The following is an 18,174-nucleotide window of genomic DNA, read 5'->3' as shown; positions in this document are numbered from 1 at the left end:
CGCGATGGCCAGACATGCCGACGAACACCTCGTCACCAGCCGGGTGAAGCTTCCGCGCAGAGCCGTGGAGCGCCCGCTGCGCCAGGTCACCAAGCGGCTGCTGATGGCGCTCGGCGTGCTGTGGCTGACCGTCCTCATCGTGTGGCTCGACCGCAAGGGCTACCACGACAACGCCAACGGCAGCCTGGACCTGCTCGACTGCCTCTACTACGCGACCGTCACCCTCTCCACCACGGGGTACGGCGACATCGTGCCGCACAGCGACAGCGCACGGCTGGTCAACGTGCTGCTGGTGACCCCGCTGCGCGTGCTGTTCCTGATCATCCTCGTCGGCACCACGCTCGAAGTCCTCACGGAGCGCACCCGTGAGGAGTGGCGACTGAACCGCTGGAGAAGCAACTTGCGTGAGCACACCGTCGTCGTCGGATTCGGTACGAAGGGCCGGTCCGCGATCCAGACGCTCTGCGCCACCGGTCTGAAGAAGGACCAGATCGTCATCGTCGACCCCAGCGCGAAGGTCATCGAGGCGGCCAACGCCGAGGGCTTCGTGGGGGTCATGGGCGATGCGACGCGCAGCGACGTACTGCTGAGGGCCGAACTCCAGAAGGCCCGTCAGGTCGTGATCGCGACCCAGCGCGACGACACCGCCGTGCTGGTCGCGCTCACCGCGCGGCAGCTCAACAAGGGCGCGAAGATCGTCGCCGCGGTGCGGGAGGAGGAGAACGCGCCGCTGCTGCGGCAGTCCGGCGCGGACGCGGTCATCACCAGCGCGAGCGCGGCGGGGCGGCTGCTCGGCCTCTCGGTGCTCAGCCCGAGCGCGGGCGCGGTCATGGAGGACCTGATCCAGCAGGGCAGCGGGCTCGATCTGGTCGAACGGCCGGTGATAAAGAGCGAGGTCGGCAAGAGCGTCCGGGAGACCGGGGACCTGGTGGTGAGCGTGGTGCGCGGGCACCGGCTGCTCGGGTACGACGACCCGGAGGCGAGCCCGCTCCAGCTGACGGACCGGGTGATCAGCATCGTGCGGGCGTCGAGCCCGCCGCCGCCGGGGCCGCTGGAGTAACCGGGGCCGCTGGAGTAACGGGAGGACCCGAAGTGTCGCCGGGGCCCGGAGCAGCGGGAGGACCCGAAGTGGCCCCGGGGGACCTGGAGTAGCGTCGGGGCATGTATGCGATCACGATCCCCGAACCCGGTGGCCCCGAAGCGCTCGTCTGGGCCGAGGTCCCCGATCCCGTGCCCGGCGAGGGCGAAGTACTCGTCGAGGTCGTCGCCAGCGCCGTGAACCGGGCGGACCTGCTCCAGCGGCAGGGGTTCTACAACCCGCCGCCCGGGGCGTCCGCCCTCCCCGGCCTCGAATGCTCCGGGCGCATCGCCGCGCTCGGGCCCGGGGTGGTCGGCTGGAGCGTCGGCGACGAGGTGTGCGCGCTGCTCGCGGGCGGGGGGTACGCGGAGAAGGCCGTGGTGCCCGTCGGGCAGCTGCTGCCGGTGCCGGACGGGATCGACCTGGTGACGGCGGCGGGTCTGCCCGAGGTGGCGTCGACCGTGTGGGCGAACGTCTTCATGAGCGCGGGTGCCGCATCGGGCGCGGCCTCCGGTGTTCTCGGCGCCGGTCTGCGGCCCGGCGAGACGCTGCTCGTGCACGGCGGTGCGAGCGGGATCGGCACGATGGCGATCCAGCTCGCCAAGGCGGTGGGCGCCCGGGTCGTGGTGACCGCGGGGTCCCCCGAGAAGCTGGCGCGCTGCGCCGAGCTGGGCGCGGACGTGCTCGTGAACTACCGCGAGCAGGACTTCGTGGAGGAGGTGCGGGCGGCGACGGGCGGGGCGGGCGCGGACGTCGTCCTCGACGTCGTCGGCGCGAAGTACCTGGAGCGGAACGTGCAGGCGCTCGCGGTGAACGGGCGGCTCGTCGTGATCGGGCTCCAGGGCGGGGTGAAGGGCGAGCTGAACCTCGGGGCGCTGCTGGCGAAGCGGGCTTCGGTGACGGCGACTTCGCTGCGGGGGCGGCCGTCGGCGGAGAAGGCGGCGATCGTGGCGGCGGTGCGGGAGCACGTGTGGCCGCTGCTCGCCTCCGGGCGGGTGCGGGCGGTCGTGGACCGGGTGGTGCCGCTCCGGGACGCGGGGGAGGGGCACCGGGCGCTGGAGGCCGGGGAGAACGTGGGGAAGGTGCTGTTGGCGGTGTAGGGGCGCGCGCTCCCGGAACCGGGCCCGGCCCGGACAGGTCGGCGGGCTCCGCCCCCGAACTCCCGGGCCCCGAACTCCCGGGCCCCGAACTCCCGGGCCCCGAACTCCCGGGCCCCGAACCCCCGGGTCTCGAACGCCGACTGGCCCCGAACGCCGACGGGGTTGGAACGCCGGCGGGGCTGGAACCGGCCCGCCGGCGTCGCGCGTTTTCCTACAGGTACGGGCCCGACCGCACCGGGCCGTGGGGGTTCTCGTCGTCGTCCTCGTGGCTCGCGCCCGGGGGCAGCGCCCTGCGCATCTGCTCCAGCTGGGCGCGCGCCGCCATCTGCTGGGCGAACAGCGCGGTCTGGATGCCGTGGAACAGGCCCTCAAGCCAGCCCACCAACTGGGCCTGCGCGATCCGCAGTTCCGCCTCGGAGGGGATCGCCTCGTCGGTGAACGGGAGGGAGAGCCGCTCCAGCTCCTCCACCAGCTCGGGGGCCAGGCCGTCCTCCAGCTCCTTGACCGACGACGCGTGGATGTTCTTGAGGCGCACCCGGCTCGCCTCGTCCAGGGGGGCCGCGCGGACCTCCTCCAGGAGTTGCTTGATCATGCTGCCGATGCGCATGACCTTCGCGGGCTGTTCGACCATTTCCGTCACCGGGACCTCGCGCGACTCGTCGTCGCCCTCAACGCCGCCGAGAGCCATGCCGTCCTGCCCCACCACAAGGATGTGGGGACGCTCCTGGGGCTGTTCCGACTGATCCGACCGTTCACTCCTCGGCATCTCCATGCCGCCATTCTCTCGCACACGTGCCTCATAGGGCTGTGTGCCCCCGGGAGTGGATGATCCACCCCCGGGGGGCGCGAACGGACCGGAAAGTTCAGCCGGCCCTGCGCGCCAGCGCGAGCCGGGAGCGGGTCAGGCCCGCCGCCAGCAGTCCGGCCAGCACCGGCACGGCCACCGTGAGGATCCCGATCGTCGTCCAGGGCAGCACGATGGGCGTGTACGCGGAGTCCATCGGGTTGGCCCGCATCGCCGCCGTCGCCTGGCGCAGGTCCACCAGGCGCAGCGCCACCGCGGGCACCAGGCCCGCCGCCGTGCCCAGCAGCACTCCCGTCACGGCGACCACCGCGCACTGGAACCCGGAGAGCGAGCGCCGCACCCGGGGCGGCGCGCCGACCGCGCTGAGCGTCGTCAGATCGGCCTCCGCGTCCGCCTTGGCGAGCCCCGTGGTGATCGCGGCCGCGCCGAGCGTCACCACGCCCGCGAACAGGGCGAGGATCAGCAGCATCGGGTCGTCGGCCCCCGAGATCTTCATCGGCGTGTGGAGGAAGACCGTGTTGCCCGCCTGGAGCAGCGCGTCGTCGACCTTCTGGCGCTCGGCGTCGGTCGGCTGGTGCCGCACCCGGTAGACCGAGCCGACCGGTTCGGTGTGCAGGCCGAGCTTCTCGGCGGAGCCCGGCGGCATGATCATGCGGATGCCGGGCGTCGTCACGTAGGTGTCGGGGGCGATGTACACCGGGACCTTCGACACGACCGTCCTGGCCTTGCCCGGGTGCGCCTTGCGGCCCGCCCCGTCCTTCGGGCCGTACGTGTGCACGGCCTTCAGCGTGACCTTGCCGTCCTTGGCGAACGCGCTGTTGAGCAGCACGGGCGTGCCCGCGGCGAGCGCTTTGAGCGCCGCCGGGTCCTCCAGGCCGACGTAGGTGCGCAGCAGCTGCTCGTCACCGGTGACGATGTTGTTCAGGCCGGTGCCGAAGACGTCCATGGCGACGTTCTCGTCCGCGCAGGCGGGGGACTCCTTCAGCTTCTTGTGCTCGCCGGCGGAGAGCCGGGCCGCCAGCGCCGCCGCGCCCTTGCCGCGCAGGGGGCACTGGCTTCCTGCGGGCTTCACGAACTCCAGGGAGCCGCAGCCGGTTTCGTTGCCCTCGGCGTCGTGGGTCCGGTAGCGGTTGCAGTCGCTGCCCGCCCAGACCCGGCCGAAGTCCGCGCGCCCGCCGGGGGCCAGCGGCAGGCTCCGCTCGGCCGAGGGCCGGGCGAGGGCCAGGGCCTGGCGGGTGTCGGTCCTGCTCTCCAGGGTGTCGGCGACCAGGGCGACGGTGCCGGGCGTGAGGGACTGCTGGACGTCGTACGCCATCTGGGTGCGTTCGCTGACGGTGTACGTGGCGATGGCCACGCTCCCCGCGACCGCGGCCATCACGGCGGCGACGGCGGGCGCGGTGCGGCCCCGGTTGCGGGCGGCGTCGCGCAGGGCGAGGCGCGGGACGAGCGGCAGCCGCCTGCCGAGCCGCCCGAGGAAGCCGACGATCACCGGGATGCAGCAGAGCAGCCCCAGCTCGGCGATGATCGAGCCGCCCGCGACCAGGGTGCCGGCGCCTGTGGTGCCGCCGAACAGCGCGATCGTGACGCCCAGGGCGAGCGCGGCGGCGCCGAGCGTCGGCAGCGTCCGCGAGGCGTGCCGTACGCCCTTGCGTCCGGTCAGCGCCTCCAGGACGGACTGCCGGGCGGCGACGACCGCCGGGACGAGCGCCGCCAGGACGCCCGTGACCAGGCCGATCGCGGCGATGGCGGCGATCTCCAGCGGAGGCGTCTCCAGGGTGCCGAAGCGCTTGCCCGTCCAGCCCTCGATAATCGGCCGGAGCAGCGCGGTGAGCCCGATGCCCAGGACGGCGCCGGTCACCGCGCCGATCGTGCCCAGCACCAGCCCGCCCGCGAGGACGACCGACCTGATGTGGCGCCGGTCGCCGCCGCACGTGCCGAGCAGTCCGAGCTGGCGGCGGGAGCGGCGCGCGCCGACGGCGAACGCCGGGCCCGCGAGCAGGACGACTTCGAGCACCGCCATGGCGACGATGGTGACGGCCGCGATGCCCAGCTCGGTCGAGTCGTCGCCGAAGCCGCCGCCGATGCGGGCCGCCAGCGGGACCTCGGAGTCCGGGGGCGGCGCGAGCACCACGGAGCGGGACTCCACGACCACGCCGGTCTTGTTGGCGGCGAGCACGTCCGCCCAGGTCACGCCGGTGTTCCCGGCGGCCTTCACGAGCCATTCGCGTTTGTCGGCACTGGGCGGCAGGACGTTCTTGTCGCGTGTCGAGGCCTGCTGCCAGGGCGCGATGACGGCGCCCGGCTCCGCGTAGAGCGCGCGCTTGGCGAGTGCGTCGGGCAGTTCGACGGACGCGGTGATGGTGAACGTACGGTCCAGTCCGCGCACTTCGGTCTTCGAGCCGACCTTCAGGCCCGCCGACTCCAGGAACGCCCCGGTGGCGGCCAGTTCGCCGGGCGCGTCGGGGAACTCCCCCTCGACCAGGTCGATCATGCCGCGCGCCATCGGGTCGCCGGTGCTCAGCTCGGTGATCTCGGTGCCCGCGACGCCGTGCGCGGTGGAGACGGTCGCGGGGACGGACTGCCGGGTGATGTGCCGGGCGCCCGCGGGTATCGCGGCCTCGACGTCGACGTCACCCTCGGGCTCCCGCGCCGGTGCCTTGCCGCCCGGCGTGCCGACGGCGGAGACGTCGGGCAGCTGCTCGACGGGCGTGGCGCCCATTCCGGCGTCGGAGAACTTCGCGTCGGCCGAGCCCAGTTCGGCGGTGAGCCGCTCGGCCGCCGTCGGCTCGGCGCTGCGGTACGTGACGTCGGCGGCCGTCACCCCGAGGACCGGCAGCGCGATCATCGCGACGACCAGGGCGGACCTGCCCTTGGCGCGCAGCGCGTCGCGCCTGGCGATGCGCAGGGCGGCCCGCCACCCTCCCAGAGCGCTCATCGGGTGCCCTCGGCGGTGGCGAGGAGGGAGTCGGCGTCGGAGGTCAGGGTCTGGTCGATCAGCGTGCCGTCGCGCAGGAACACGACCCGGTCGGCCCAGGCGGCGTACCGCGGCTCGTGGGTGACCATCACGCCGGCCGCGCCCGCGTCGCAGCGCCCCCGCAGCATGGCGAGGACCGTCTCGCCGGTCTCCGAGTCGAGCGCGCCGGTCGGCTCGTCGGCGAGGACCAGGCGCCGGTCCCCCACCAGGGCGCGGGCGATGGCGACGCGCTGCTGCTGGCCGCCGGACATCTCGTCGGGGAAGCGGTCGGCGACCTCGGCGAGCCCCATCTCCTCCAGGGCCGCCACGGCCTCCTCGCGGGCCTTGCGGACGGGGACGCCGTCCAGCTCGCGGGGCAGGGCGATGTTCTCGGCGGCCGTGAGGGCGGGGATGAGGTTGTAGTCCTGGAAGACGTAGCCGACGCTGCGGCGGCGCAGCGCGGCGAGGCCCTTGCGGTCGAGGCCGGAGAGCGGCTGTCCCTCGATCAGGATCTCGCCGCCGGTGGCGGTGTCGAGGCCGCCCGCGAGGGTGAGGAGCGTGGACTTGCCGGATCCCGAAGGCCCCATGACGGCGACGAGTTCGCCCGCGCGCACGGTCAGGTCGACCCCGCGCAGGGCGTGCACTTCGGCGACGCCGGAGCCGTGGGTACGGGTCAGCGCCCGGAGTTCGAGCACGGGTGTGGACATGGTGGATTCCCCCCTGGGGAAAGACTGGTGGTCAGGCGTACGGGGACACGGGGACACGGGTATACGGAGACCCGGAGTGCGGGCAGGGCGCGCGTTCAGCGCCGCGCGCGGGGGCGTGACGTGGCGTTCGTCGGCGCCTTGGCGCCCGTCGGCGCGGGCGCGGGCTCCCGCGCCGCCGCTTCCGCGAGCCGTACGAGCCGCGACTCGCAGTGGTCGAGCCAGCGGGCCTCGGCCTCGGCCTGGAAGATCAGCTGCTCCAGGACGAGCAGCCAGGCCACCTCGTCGCGGTCGGCGGGCCCGTCCGTCAGCGCCTTCGCCTTCAGCCGGGTGTAGTCCTGCATCGCCTTCACGGTGTGGTGCCGCTGGGCCTGGATGACGGCCCTGATGTCGACGCCGGGGGCGCCGACGGCCATGGCGAGCTTGATGGCCAGCTCGTCGCGGGCGGGGCTGGTGCGGTCGACGGGCTGTGCGAACCACCCCTTCAGCTCGCCGCGCCCCTCGTCGGTGATCGAGTACAGCGGGTGCCCGCCGTCGTCCTGGCCGTCCTGGAGGATCAGGCCGTCGCGCTCCAGACGGCTCAGCGTGGTGTACACCTGCCCGACGTTCAGGGGCCAGGTGGAGCCCGTGCGTGACTCGAATTCGGTGCGGAGCTGGGAGCCGTAGCGCGGGCCCGCTTCCAGAAGGGCGAGAAGCCCGTGACGGATCGACATACTGAGTATGTATACCGAGTATGTTCAGGCGCGACAAGGCGACTCAAGGACGATCCCCGGGGTCCGTCTCAAGGATGACACCGCAGGTCACAGGTGCTTTCCGAGGGAGGGCGCGGGTGGGTCAGCGGCTGCGCAGCCGGGCCCCGAAGAAGCCGAGCCCGAGCCCGATGAGCGTCAGCCCCGCGCCCAGCGTCACCAGCGGGGCGGCCTGCCGGGAAGGGCGCGCGACGGCCCGTGCGACGGGCTCGCGGGCGGCGGCGGGCGGCTGTGCGGGCGGGCGCGCCGTAGGCCGTACGGGCGGAGCGGACGGCTCCGCCCCGCGTACCGCCGCGTCGGCCTCAGGACGGACGTCGGCCGGTACGGCGAACGTCGGCTGCGCGCGCCCCGGCCGCGCCCGCCCCTCGCCCGCGGGGTGCCCGGCCAGGCTCGGCGGCGGGCTCTCGGCGGCGCCCGCGAGGGGCGCGCCCAGCAGCACGGCCCCGAGCGCGAGCGCGCAGGCGGTGCGCGGGGGGCGGAGCCTTGGAGCCACGGGGGTGACCCCCTCCCGTACCGGGCCGAAGGGGAAAGCGGTGACCGACTCAGCGTCACACGCCGGAACGTTTCCGGCATCCCGGGCGCGGCAGGACACGGCACGGCACGGCCGGGCGACAACAGGGCCCGGTACGCGCCGCGCGTACCGGGCCCTGCCGCAACGGTCGGCGTCAGCCGATCGGGCTCACTCGGGAGGGTTGCCCGTCGAGACGGTCAGGACGATGTCGACGGCCTTGGGGTCGACCTCGGTGTCGGGCTGCGGGAACTGGTTCAGGATCGCGCCCTCGCCCCAGGTGTTCTCGTTCTGGGTCAGCTCCTGCTTGATCTTCCAGCCCGCCGCCTGGATGCAGGCCTTGGCGTACTTGATGTTGATGTACTGGAAGTCGGGCATCCGGATCTTCGCGGGGTCGCTGATGCCCTCGCCGGGATCGGTGCACTTATCGTTCTTGATCTTCTTGCTGAGGTCGGGCCCCTTGTGGCCCTCGACCGCCGCCCCCGCCGACGCGCTGTTCGACGCCTCGTCCTTCTTCTTGTCGTCCGGGTCGCCCTGCATCTTCACCACGGCGATCACACCGCCGATCGCCACCAGCGCCACCACGACGGCGCCCACGATCACCGGCATGTTCCGCCTGCCGCCGCCGCCGTTCGAGCCCGCACCGGTCGTCGCGGGAGCGGGCGAGATCGTGTACGGGGGCGGGGTCGGCGCCGCCTGGTAGGGGCCGGGCGCCGGGGTCTGCGCCGCCTGCGGGTAGCCGTAGCCCGGCGCGGGCGTCGGCACGGGCGCCGGGGCCGGTGCCGGGGTCGGCGGACCGAAGGGGTTCGGCTGGTAGGGCTGCTGCACGGACTGCGGGGGCTGCCCGGACTGGTCCAGCGGCGGGAACACCGCGGAGCCCACGCCCGCGCCGCTGCTCCCGGTGTGCGCGCCGGGCACGATCGCCGGGGCGCCGGTCTGGCCCGCGCCCAGCACCCGGGCGATCTCGTCGCGCATCGCGGCGGCGCTCGGGAAACGCTCGTTCGGGTTCTTCTTCAGCGCCCGCGCGACCAGCGCGTCCACCGCGGGCGGCAGCGAACGGTTGATCGTGGAGGGCGCGACCGGCTCCTCCTGGACGTGCGCGTAGGCGATCGCCAGCGGGGAGTCCGCGTCGAACGGGATCCGGCCCGTCAGCAGCTGGAAGAGCATGATGCCGACGGAGTACAGGTCGGAGCGGGCGTCGACGCCGCGCCCCAGGGCCTGCTCGGGCGAGAGGTACTGCGGGGTGCCGACGACCATGCCGGTCTGGGTCATCGAGGTGACCCCGGACTGCATGGCCCGCGCGATGCCGAAGTCCATCACCTTGACCACGCCGCGCTTGGTCATCATGACGTTGCCCGGCTTGATGTCGCGGTGGACCAGGCCCATCTCGTGGCTGGTCTCCAGCGCGGCGAGCACGTCCGAGGTGACCTTGAGGGCCTTGTCGGTGGGCATCGCGCCGTACTGCCGCACGTCGGCCGCGAGCACCGAGCCGAGCGGGTGCCCCTCCACGTACTCCATGACGATGTACGGCATCAGCGCGCCGTCCAGCTCGTCCTCGCCCGTGTCGAAGACCGACACGATGTTGGTGTGGGACAGCTTGGCGACGGCCTGCGCCTCGCGCCGGAAGCGCTCCCGGAAGGACTGCTCGCGGCCCAGCTCGGTGTGGAGGGTCTTGATGGCGACCTGGCGGTCGAGCGCGGAGTCGTACGCGAGGTAGACGGACGCCATGCCGCCCTCGCCGAGGAGGTCGCGCAGCTGGTACCGGCCACCAGCCACCGATCCGCCCGCGTAGCGGCCGTGTGCGCCGTCCTGGCTCATGACTTGCTTCCCCCTATGCCCGACCAGGGCTCGCTATCACGGGTGATCTAACCGGAGCCAGTCTGCCCGAGGGGGATTTCACGTCAAGCCGGGTGCCCGTTCCGTGACCGTACGCACAACAAGAGTCGCGCAAGCGTTACAGGAGCGGGACGGAATTTGCGCGCGTGCGCCGTCCCCGGGTTGGATGGCCGGTCACTCTCATATCCGGGGTGTCACACGGAGGCTGTAGCGTGGCCCGGCAGAGCACCCCCACATCCGCGGACGCGCGGACGGAAACAAACGACGGCGAGGACTGATGGCACCCGCACCCGAACCCGAAGCGACCGGCGGCGGCGTGTCGGACTCGGCCGAATCCTGGGGCGCCGGCGGCCTGGTCGGTGACGGACGGTACCGGCTGACGCACCGCCTGGGCCGGGGCGGCATGGCCGAGGTGTTCGCCGCAGAGGACGTACGGCTCGGCCGCACCGTCGCCGTCAAGCTGCTCCGCTCCGACCTCGCCGAGGACCCGGTCTCCAAGGCCCGCTTCACGCGCGAGGCGCAGTCCGTCGCGGGGCTCAACCACCACGCGGTGGTGGCGGTCTACGACTCGGGCGAGGACCACTTCGCGGGCAACACGATCTCGTACATCGTGATGGAGCTGGTCGAGGGCCGCACCATCCGCGACCTGCTGATCAACGCCGACGCCCCGCCGCCGGAGCAGGCGCTGATCATCGTGTCCGGCGTGCTGGAGGCCCTGGCCTACAGCCACCAGCACGGCATCGTGCACCGCGACATCAAGCCGGCCAACGTGATCATCACCCACTCCGGCGCCGTCAAGGTGATGGACTTCGGCATCGCCCGCGCGCTGCACGGCGCGCAGTCGACGATGACCCAGACCGGCATGGTCATGGGCACCCCGCAGTACCTCTCGCCCGAGCAGGCGCTCGGCAAGGCCGTCGACCACCGCTCCGACCTGTACGCGACGGGCTGCCTGCTGTACGAACTGCTGGCGCTGCGGCCCCCGTTCACCGGCGAGACCCCGCTCGCCGTCGTCTACCAGCACGTCCAGGACATCCCGACCCCGCCGTCCGAGGTCTCCGACGCCACGCCGCCCGAGCTCGACGGGCTCGTGATGCGCTCGCTGGCCAAGGACCCGGACGACCGCTTCCAGAGCGCCGAGGAGATGCGCGGTCTGGTGCAGTACGCGCTCCAGATGCTCCAGGCGCAGGGCGGCCACACGGGCACCTGGAACACCGGCCCCGTGGAGATGCACGAGAGCCCCGTCACGCCCGCCGCGGGCACCATGGCGCTCGGCCACCCGGGGCACGCCCACACCACGCAGGGCCCGATCCTGCCGCCGATGAACCCGGACGACGGGGCCTACGACGGCGGCGTCGGCGGGCGGCCCGGCGGCGGCCGCGGCAAGCTGGTGCTGTTCATCGTGCTCGCGCTGATCGCGATCACCGCGGGCGTGGTGTACGCGATCGACGCGGCGAACGGCGGCAAGAAGAGCGGCGGGGACACGAAGACCACGCCCCCGGCCAGCTCCCCGGCGACCAAGCCCTCCACGACCCCGTCCGACCAGGAGTCGGAGGAGGAGCAGGAGCCGACCGACAACGGCAGCGGCGGCAGCGGGCAGGAGCAGCCGAACAACCCGCCGACCGACAAGTACAGCCCGTCCGACCAGCCGAGCGACAACAGCAGCGGCACCCCGTCCGACTCCCCGAGCCCGACCGACAACGCGACGGACGGCCAGGGCCAGCAGGGCCAGACCGAGGGTCAGACGGACGGTCAGGCCCAGCAGGGTCAGACGGAAGGCCAGACGGACGGTCAGGCCCAGCAGGGCCAGACGCAGGGCCAGACGGACGGTCAGGCCCAGCAGGGCCAGACCCAGGGCCAGACGGACGGTCAGACGCAGGGGCAGACCCAGGGTCAGGCCGAGGGTCAGGCCGAGGGCCAGACCGGGCAGTGACGCCGGGACCGGTCCGGGGCGCCGTGGCCGCCCCGGATCCGGGTCAGCCCGCGAACGCGTCGCTGACCGCCTCGTACTCCTTCGTCCACCACACCACCAGGGCCGACGCCGCGGGGAACTGCGGGTCGGCCCTTCGGTCGTTCAGCAGATAGCGCCAGCGCAGTATCCAGAAGTCGTTGAGCCGCTCCCACCACACCCGGTGCACCGCGTGCGCCAGTTCGGCCGGGTCCGCGCCCGCCGCGCGGCGGTAGGCGCGCGCGTACGCCCGCACCTTCGCCAGCTCCAGCCGCCCCGCGGGCTCCACGAAGAAGATCGCGGCGGCCCTGACCGCCTCCTCCGCCCTCGGCTGCACCCCCAGCCGGTCCCAGTCGACGATCGCGGCGGGCTCCGCGCCCCGGTAGAGCAGGTTCAGCGGATGGAAGTCGCCGTGCACCCAGGCACCTTCGGCGGCGGGCGCGGGGCGCCGCGCCGCGTGCCGCTCCACCAACTCGCGGCGCTCCAGCAGGCGGTACTCGGCGAGCGCGTCGAAGGAGTCGCGCGGGGAGCGGCCGCGGACGGCCGCCAGCAGCTCGTTGATGAGCGCGTAGGTGTCGGCCGGGTCGGCGCCCGCGCACTCGCGGGGCGCGCCGGGGCCCATCACGCGCTCCAGACAGGTGTGTACGGCCCCCAGGAGCGCGCCGAGCCGCCGGGACTGCGGGGTCGTGAGCTGGGCGCCGTCGCGGTGCCTGCCATCGACCCAGGGGTGCAGGGCGTAGCAGCGGCCGTCGATCACCGTGACGGTGCCGCCGTCGGAGTCCTCGACGGGCGGGGCGACCGGCAGGCCGAGGGCCTGGAGCCGCTGGGTGGCGCGGTGCTGGCGCGCGATGGCCTCGCGGTCGCCGTCGAGGTGGTGCTTGAGGAAGTACGCGCCGCGGGTGGTGGCCAGGCGGTAGCCCCGGTTGAGCAGGCCGAGGGCGACCGGTTCGCAGGACAGCGCGTCGCCCACGCGGGCGCGGGGGTAGCCGCTCAGCAGCGATTCGACGGGGGGCAGCGGGTGCGGGTGCGGGGGCGCCGGGAGGGTTGCGGGCGCCGGGAGGGTTGCAGATGAGCGCGGCACGCTTCAGATGTTAGATCACGCTGCGTCGTCGAGCTGTCGCGCTGTGCTGAAATCGAGGTGCGTGACGGTCACGAAGTGCGGTTCCACCCGCAGGAAGACCGGCTCGAACGGCTCGCCGTTCACCTCGCTCGGGCCCCGGCCGAAGAGGGCGCGCTGCTCGGGGGTGGGGTCGACGATCTCGGCGGGGCCGGTGAACTGGACGGACCAGCCGTTCTCGTCGCCGTCGGCGGCGTTGAAGTTGTCCGTGCCGTAGGCGACGACGCTGCCGTTGCACGCCTCGTGGTAGCCGAGGCCCGCGTGCATCCGGAGGAGGACCTTGCCGTCGACGAGGACGTGGCGGGCCACGGCGAGGAAGGGCAGGGCCCGCATGCTGGTGGCCAGGCGGCCGTACGGGACCCGGCTGAGCAGCTGGATGGCGCGGAGTTCCTCGGTGGACATGCCTTCTACTGTCCCGTCGCACCGGTGGCGGGTACAGAGCCCCCAGCCCCGTGCGGGCGGGACGTTGGTCCCGAATCGGGGGTACGGGGAGAAAACGGCCCCGTCGCCCCGGGGGCGCCCCGCCGGGGGCGCGGGGAACCGCGCGACCGGCCACCTGCCGGACCGCAGGTGGTCACGGCCTCCCCGGCACCCCCGCCCCGCGAGCGCGGCGCCTAGTGCTTCTCCGCCTGGAGGCGGGCCACGTAGGCCGCTGCCTGGCTGCGCCGCTCCATGCCCAGCTTGGACAGCAGGCTGGAGACGTAATTCTTGATCGTCTTCTCCGCGAGGTGCAGCCGCTCCCCGATCACCCGGTTCGTCAGCCCCTCGCCGATCAGGTCGAGGATCTTCCGCTCCTGCTCGGTGAGGTTCGCGAGCTTGTCGTCGCCCTTGCCGTTCTTGCCGTCGCGCAGCCGCTCCAGGACGCGGGCCGTGGCGACCGGGTCGAGCAGGGACTTGCCCGCGGCCACGTCCCTGACCGCGTTCAGCAGCTCGTTGCCGCGGATCGCCTTGAGGACATATCCGGAGGCACCGGCCATGATCGCGTCGAACAGCGCTTCGTCGTCGGCGAACGAGGTGAGCATCAGACATTTGATGTCCTCGTCCTGTGACCGGATCTCGCGGCAGACCTCCACCCCGCTGCCGTCCGGCAGCCGCACGTCGAGAACGGCCACGTCCGGACGGGTCGCAGGGATCCTGACCAGGGCGTCTGCCGCCGTGCCCGCCTCGCCGACGACTTCGATGTCGCTTTCGACCGAGAGCAATTCGTGGACACCCCGGCGGACCACCTCGTGGTCGTCCAGGAGGAAAACAGTAATTTTGCCTGATTCGCGCACGGATTCAGTCTCACACACAGACCCTTCCCGTGCCGCAGGTGACCGGGATAACGTGCCGTTGTTCCGGCGGCCTGCAAGGCTTGTTCCCGACGCTCTGACCAGGGACTGTTCCCCCGCTTTCTCGATTTACTTGGAAATCCAAGCAAAATCGCAGGTCAAATGGGGTTTCACAGTTATGTGGAGCACTGGGTAACGTTCCTAGGACAGGGCGTTCGCCGGGGCACCTGTCACGCCTGTTTTTCGATGGTTCATCCAAGGTGCACCCACCCCGTGCACGGGTACGGACAACAGGCGAGCCGCACTGGCCCACCGGCAACCCCGGGGACCGGACCGACGGAGGAGCACGCACGTGACCGTGGAGAGCACTGCCGCAGCGCGCAAGCCGCGACGCAGTACCAAGCGCGCAGCCGCAGCCGGCGCCGCGAAGAAGCCGCAGAGTTCCGAGCCCCAGCTCGTACAGCTGCTGACGCCCGAGGGCGAGCGCGTCGAGCACCCCGACTACCGGATCGACCTGTCCGCCGACGAACTGCGCGGGCTCTACCGGGACATGGTGCTCACCCGGCGGTTCGACGCCGAGGCCACCTCGCTCCAGCGCCAGGGCGAGCTGGGCCTGTGGGCCTCGCTGCTGGGCCAGGAAGCCGCGCAGATCGGTTCCGGGCGCGCGCTGCACGACGACGACTACGTCTTCCCGACCTACCGCGAGCACGGCGTCGCCTGGTGCCGCGGGGTCGACCCGACGAACCTCCTCGGGATGTTCCGCGGCGTGAACCACGGCGGCTGGGACCCCAACAGCAACAACTTCCACCTCTACACGATCGTCATCGGCTCGCAGACGCTGCACGCGGCCGGGTACGCGATGGGCGTGGCCAAGGACGGCGCGGACAGCGCGGTGATCGCGTACTTCGGCGACGGCGCCTCCAGCCAGGGCGACGTGGCCGAGTCGTTCACCTTCTCCGCGGTCTACAACGCCCCGGTCGTGTTCTTCTGCCAGAACAACCAGTGGGCGATCTCCGAGCCGACCGAGAAGCAGATGCGCGTGCCGCTCTACCAGCGCGCGCAGGGCTTCGGCTTCCCCGGCGTGCGGGTCGACGGCAACGACGTGCTGGCCTGTCTCGCCGTGACGCGCGCCGCGCTGGAGCGGGCGCGCCGGGGCGAGGGCCCCATGCTGATCGAAGCGTTCACCTACCGCATGGGCGCCCACACCACCTCCGACGACCCCACGAAGTACCGCAGGGACGAGGAGCGCGAGGCGTGGGAGGCCAAGGACCCGATCCTGCGCCTGCGCACGTACATGGAGAAGGAGGGCTTCGCCGACGCCGCCTTCTTCGAGGAGCTGGAGGCCGAGAGCGAGGCGCTGGGCAAGCGCGTGCGCGAGGCCGTCCGGGCCATGCCGGACCCCGACCCCATGGCGATCTTCGAGAACGTGTACGCCGACGGGAACGCCCTGGTCGACGAGGAGCGCGCGCAGTTCGCCGCGTACCAGTCCTCGTTCGCCGACGTTCCCGGTGGGGAGGGCAAGTAGCCATGACCGTGAAGAAGCTCCCGATCGCCAAGGCGATCAACGAATCGCTGCGCACGGCGATGGAGAACGACCCGAAGGTCCTCGTCATGGGCGAGGACGTCGGCAAGCTCGGCGGTGTGTTCCGGGTGACCGACGGGCTGTTCAAGGACTTCGGCGAGGACCGGGTCATCGACACCCCGCTCGCCGAGTCCGGCATCGTCGGCACGGCCATCGGCCTCGCGCTGCGCGGCTACCGCCCCGTCGTGGAGATCCAGTTCGACGGCTTCGTCTTCCCCGCGTACGACCAGATCGTCACGCAGCTCGCCAAGATGCACGCCCGTGCGCTCGGCAAGATCAAGCTGCCGGTCGTCGTGCGCATCCCGTACGGCGGCGGCATCGGCGCGGTCGAGCACCACAGCGAGTCCCCCGAGGCGCTCTTCGCGCACGTCGCGGGCCTGAAGATCGTCTCGCCGAGCAACTCGTCCGACGCCTACTGGATGATGCAGCAGGCGATCCTGAGCGACGACCCGGTGATCTTCTTCGAGCCGAAGCGGCGCTACTGGGACAAGAGCGACGTGGACACCGAGGCCATCCCCGGGCAGCTGCACAAGGCCCGTACGGTGCGCGAGGGTTCGGACCTGACGCTGGCCGCCTACGGCCCCATGGTGAAGGTCTGTCAGGAGGCCGCCGCGGCCGCCGCCGAGGAGGGCAAGTCGGTGGAGGTCGTCGACCTGCGCTCGGTCTCCCCGATCGACTTCGACTCGGTGCAGGCCTCGGTGGAGAAGACCGGCCGTCTGGTCGTCGTCCACGAGGCGCCCGTCTTCTTCGGCTCGGGCGCCGAGATCGCCGCCCGCATCACGGAGCGGTGCTTCTACCACCTGGAGGCCCCGGTGCTGCGGGTCGGCGGCTACCACTCGCCGTATCCGCCGGCGCGGCTGGAAGAGGAGTACCTGCCGGGTCTGGACCGGGTGCTCGACGCCGTCGACCGCTCGCTCGCGTACTGAGAAGGGATCGGGGAAACATGTCTCGATACCGCGAATTCAAGCTTCCCGACGTCGGCGAGGGCCTGACCGAGGCCGAGATCCTCAAGTGGTACGTCCGGCCCGGTGACACGGTCACCGACGGCCAGGTCGTGTGCGAGGTGGAGACCGCCAAGGCGGCCGTCGAACTGCCCATTCCGTACGACGGAGTGGTGCACGAGCTGGCCTTCGAGGAGGGCGCCACCGTCGACGTCGGCACGCCGATCATCACGGTCGACGTCCAGCCCGGGTCGGGCCCCGCCGAGGAGCCCCCGGCCCAGGCGCCCGCCGCCGTGCCCGCGCCCGCCGCGCCCGCCGCACCGGTGGAGTCGGCCGACGACGAGGCGCCGAAGGGCCGCCAGCCCGTCCTCGTCGGCTACGGCGTCGCCGAGTCGTCCACCAAGCGCCGCCCGCGCAAGGCCGCGGCGTCCGCCGCCACCGCCGCGCCCGCCGCCGCGGCGCTCCAGGCCGAGCTGAACGGCCACGCGGGCGCCCCGGCCCCCGCCGCCCCGGCTCCCGCCCCGGCCGCCGCCCTCGGCACCGTCCCCGGGCCCAGGCCGCTCGCCAAGCCGCCCGTCCGCAAGCTCGCCAAGGACCTGGGCATCGACCTGGCGGCGGTCACCCCGACCGGACCCGACGGCATCATCACGCGCGACGACGTGCACGCCGCCGCCGCTCCGGCCCCCGCGGCGCCCGCCGTGCCCACGCCCGCCGCACCCGCCGAAGCGGGGGACGTTTCACGTGAAACGTCCCCCGCCCCGGCCGCTCAGCCGGTGGCCGGTGCCCGGGAGACCCGGGTCCCGATCAAGGGCGTGCGGAAGGCCACGGCCGCGGCCATGGTGGGCTCCGCCTTCACCGCCCCGCACGTCACGGAGTTCGTGACCGTCGACGTGACCCGGACGATGAAGCTGGTCGACGAGCTGAAGTCCGACCCGGACATGGCGGGGCTGCGGGTCAACCCGCTGCTGCTCATTGCCAAGGCGCTGCTCGTCGCGGTCAGGCGCAACCCGGCCATCAACGCCGCCTGGGACGAGGCCGCCCAGGAGATCGTGCTCAAGCACTACGTGAACCTGGGCATCGCGGCCGCCACCCCGCGCGGTCTGATCGTCCCGAACATCAAGGACGCGGACGCCAAGACCCTGCCGGAGCTGGCCGGGGCGCTGGGCGAGCTGGTCGCCACCGCGCGCGAGGGCCGGACCACGCCCGCCGCGATGCAGGGCGGCACGCTCACCATCACCAACGTCGGCGTCTTCGGCGTCGACACCGGTACGCCCATCCTGAACCCGGGCGAGTCCGCGATCCTCGCGATCGGCTCGATCAAGCTCCAGCCCTGGGTCCACAAGGGCAAGGTGAAGCCCCGTCAGGTCACCACGCTGGCGCTCTCGTTCGACCACCGGCTGGTCGACGGCGAGCTGGGCTCCAAGTTCCTCGCGGACGTGGCCGCGGTCCTGGAGCAGCCGAAGCGGCTCATCACCTGGGCCTAGACGGCACTTGGGCCCAGGCGACACCTGGGCCCGGACGACAGAAACCCCGGAGGGCGCCGCCGCGCCCTCCGGGGAGTCGGGTGTCCTGCCGCGTCAGT

The 18,174-nt window shown here is 72.6% G+C and carries 15 protein-coding genes; 6 read left to right on the top strand and 9 right to left on the bottom strand.

Annotation, left to right across the window (positions count from 1 at the left end; genetic code table 11):
• The first annotated feature begins 4 nt into the window (after positions 1-4).
• Both ACIBNE_RS13630 and ACIBNE_RS13625 read left to right on the top strand, forming a co-directional pair.
• Positions 5-1,060 carry a potassium channel family protein gene (locus ACIBNE_RS13630; RefSeq protein ID WP_399271671.1) on the top strand — a complete coding sequence of 352 codons (1,056 nt, stop codon included), beginning with the start codon at positions 5-7 and terminating at the stop codon, positions 1,058-1,060.
• Positions 1,061-1,161: 101 nt separating this feature from the next.
• Positions 1,162-2,178: an NAD(P)H-quinone oxidoreductase gene (locus tag ACIBNE_RS13625; RefSeq protein WP_399271596.1), complete on the top strand. Its 1,017-nt coding sequence runs from the start codon at positions 1,162-1,164 to the stop codon at positions 2,176-2,178.
• A 211-nt stretch (positions 2,179-2,389) separates the two neighbouring features.
• On the opposite strand, the gene ACIBNE_RS13620 is transcribed toward ACIBNE_RS13625, so the two are convergent.
• The 6 genes from ACIBNE_RS13620 to ACIBNE_RS13595 form a co-directional block, all read right to left on the bottom strand.
• A complete protein-coding gene (locus tag ACIBNE_RS13620) occupies positions 2,390-2,950 on the bottom strand; it encodes a bacterial proteasome activator family protein (protein WP_399271597.1) in 561 nt (186 codons plus the stop codon).
• Between the two features lie 91 nt (positions 2,951-3,041).
• Complete coding sequence (locus tag ACIBNE_RS13615) at positions 3,042-5,918, bottom strand: FtsX-like permease family protein (RefSeq protein ID WP_399271598.1); 2,877 nt, start codon at positions 5,916-5,918, stop codon at positions 3,042-3,044.
• Complete coding sequence (locus ACIBNE_RS13610; RefSeq protein ID WP_399271599.1) at positions 5,915-6,643, bottom strand: ABC transporter ATP-binding protein; 729 nt, start codon at positions 6,641-6,643, stop codon at positions 5,915-5,917. Before ACIBNE_RS13610 ends, ACIBNE_RS13615 begins: the two co-directional genes overlap by 4 nt.
• Before the next feature lie 95 nt (positions 6,644-6,738).
• Positions 6,739-7,353, bottom strand: a complete 615-nt coding sequence (locus ACIBNE_RS13605; protein ID WP_399271601.1) for a PadR family transcriptional regulator — start codon at positions 7,351-7,353, stop codon at positions 6,739-6,741.
• Between the two features lie 121 nt (positions 7,354-7,474).
• Entirely contained in the window at positions 7,475-7,882 is a 408-nt protein-coding gene (locus tag ACIBNE_RS13600; protein WP_399271602.1) for a hypothetical protein, read from the bottom strand.
• Between the two features lie 186 nt (positions 7,883-8,068).
• Positions 8,069-9,715 (bottom strand): protein kinase, encoded by a 1,647-nt coding sequence (locus tag ACIBNE_RS13595; protein ID WP_399271603.1) that lies wholly within the window; start codon positions 9,713-9,715, stop codon positions 8,069-8,071.
• 295 nt (positions 9,716-10,010) lie between these two features.
• Here ACIBNE_RS13595 and ACIBNE_RS13590 point away from each other — a divergent pair, with 295 nt between their 5' ends.
• A complete protein-coding gene (locus ACIBNE_RS13590) occupies positions 10,011-11,666 on the top strand; it encodes a protein kinase (RefSeq protein ID WP_399271604.1) in 1,656 nt (551 codons plus the stop codon).
• A gap of 43 nt (positions 11,667-11,709) precedes the next feature.
• Here the strand turns inward: ACIBNE_RS13590 and ACIBNE_RS13585 are convergent, their stop codons facing one another.
• The 3 genes from ACIBNE_RS13585 to ACIBNE_RS13575 form a co-directional block, all read right to left on the bottom strand.
• Entirely contained in the window at positions 11,710-12,762 is a 1,053-nt protein-coding gene (locus ACIBNE_RS13585; RefSeq protein WP_399271605.1) for a phosphotransferase, read from the bottom strand.
• A gap of 15 nt (positions 12,763-12,777) precedes the next feature.
• Positions 12,778-13,200: a pyridoxamine 5'-phosphate oxidase family protein gene (locus ACIBNE_RS13580; RefSeq protein ID WP_399271606.1), complete on the bottom strand. Its 423-nt coding sequence runs from the start codon at positions 13,198-13,200 to the stop codon at positions 12,778-12,780.
• Positions 13,201-13,412: 212 nt separating this feature from the next.
• Entirely contained in the window at positions 13,413-14,072 is a 660-nt protein-coding gene (locus ACIBNE_RS13575; RefSeq protein ID WP_399271607.1) for a response regulator, read from the bottom strand.
• Positions 14,073-14,421: 349 nt separating this feature from the next.
• Here ACIBNE_RS13575 and pdhA point away from each other — a divergent pair, with 349 nt between their 5' ends.
• Genes pdhA through ACIBNE_RS13560 form a run of 3 tightly spaced genes read left to right on the top strand, consistent with a single transcriptional unit; the run spans position 14,422 to position 18,076 of the window.
• On the top strand, positions 14,422-15,594 hold the full coding sequence (gene pdhA, locus ACIBNE_RS13570) for a pyruvate dehydrogenase (acetyl-transferring) E1 component subunit alpha (RefSeq protein ID WP_399271608.1): 1,173 nt from the start codon (positions 14,422-14,424) through the stop codon (positions 15,592-15,594).
• 2 nt (positions 15,595-15,596) lie between these two features.
• Entirely contained in the window at positions 15,597-16,577 is a 981-nt protein-coding gene (locus ACIBNE_RS13565) for an alpha-ketoacid dehydrogenase subunit beta (protein WP_399271609.1), read from the top strand.
• 17 nt (positions 16,578-16,594) lie between these two features.
• Positions 16,595-18,076: a dihydrolipoamide acetyltransferase family protein gene (locus ACIBNE_RS13560; protein ID WP_399271610.1), complete on the top strand. Its 1,482-nt coding sequence runs from the start codon at positions 16,595-16,597 to the stop codon at positions 18,074-18,076.
• The last annotated feature ends 98 nt before the right edge of the window (positions 18,077-18,174 follow it).

The organism is Streptomyces sp. NPDC050504 (genome assembly GCF_044458065.1).
Lineage (GTDB): Bacteria > Actinomycetota > Actinomycetes > Streptomycetales > Streptomycetaceae > Streptomyces.
Note: the sequence above shows the minus strand (reverse complement) of the source record. Positions and strands in the feature narration are given on the sequence as shown.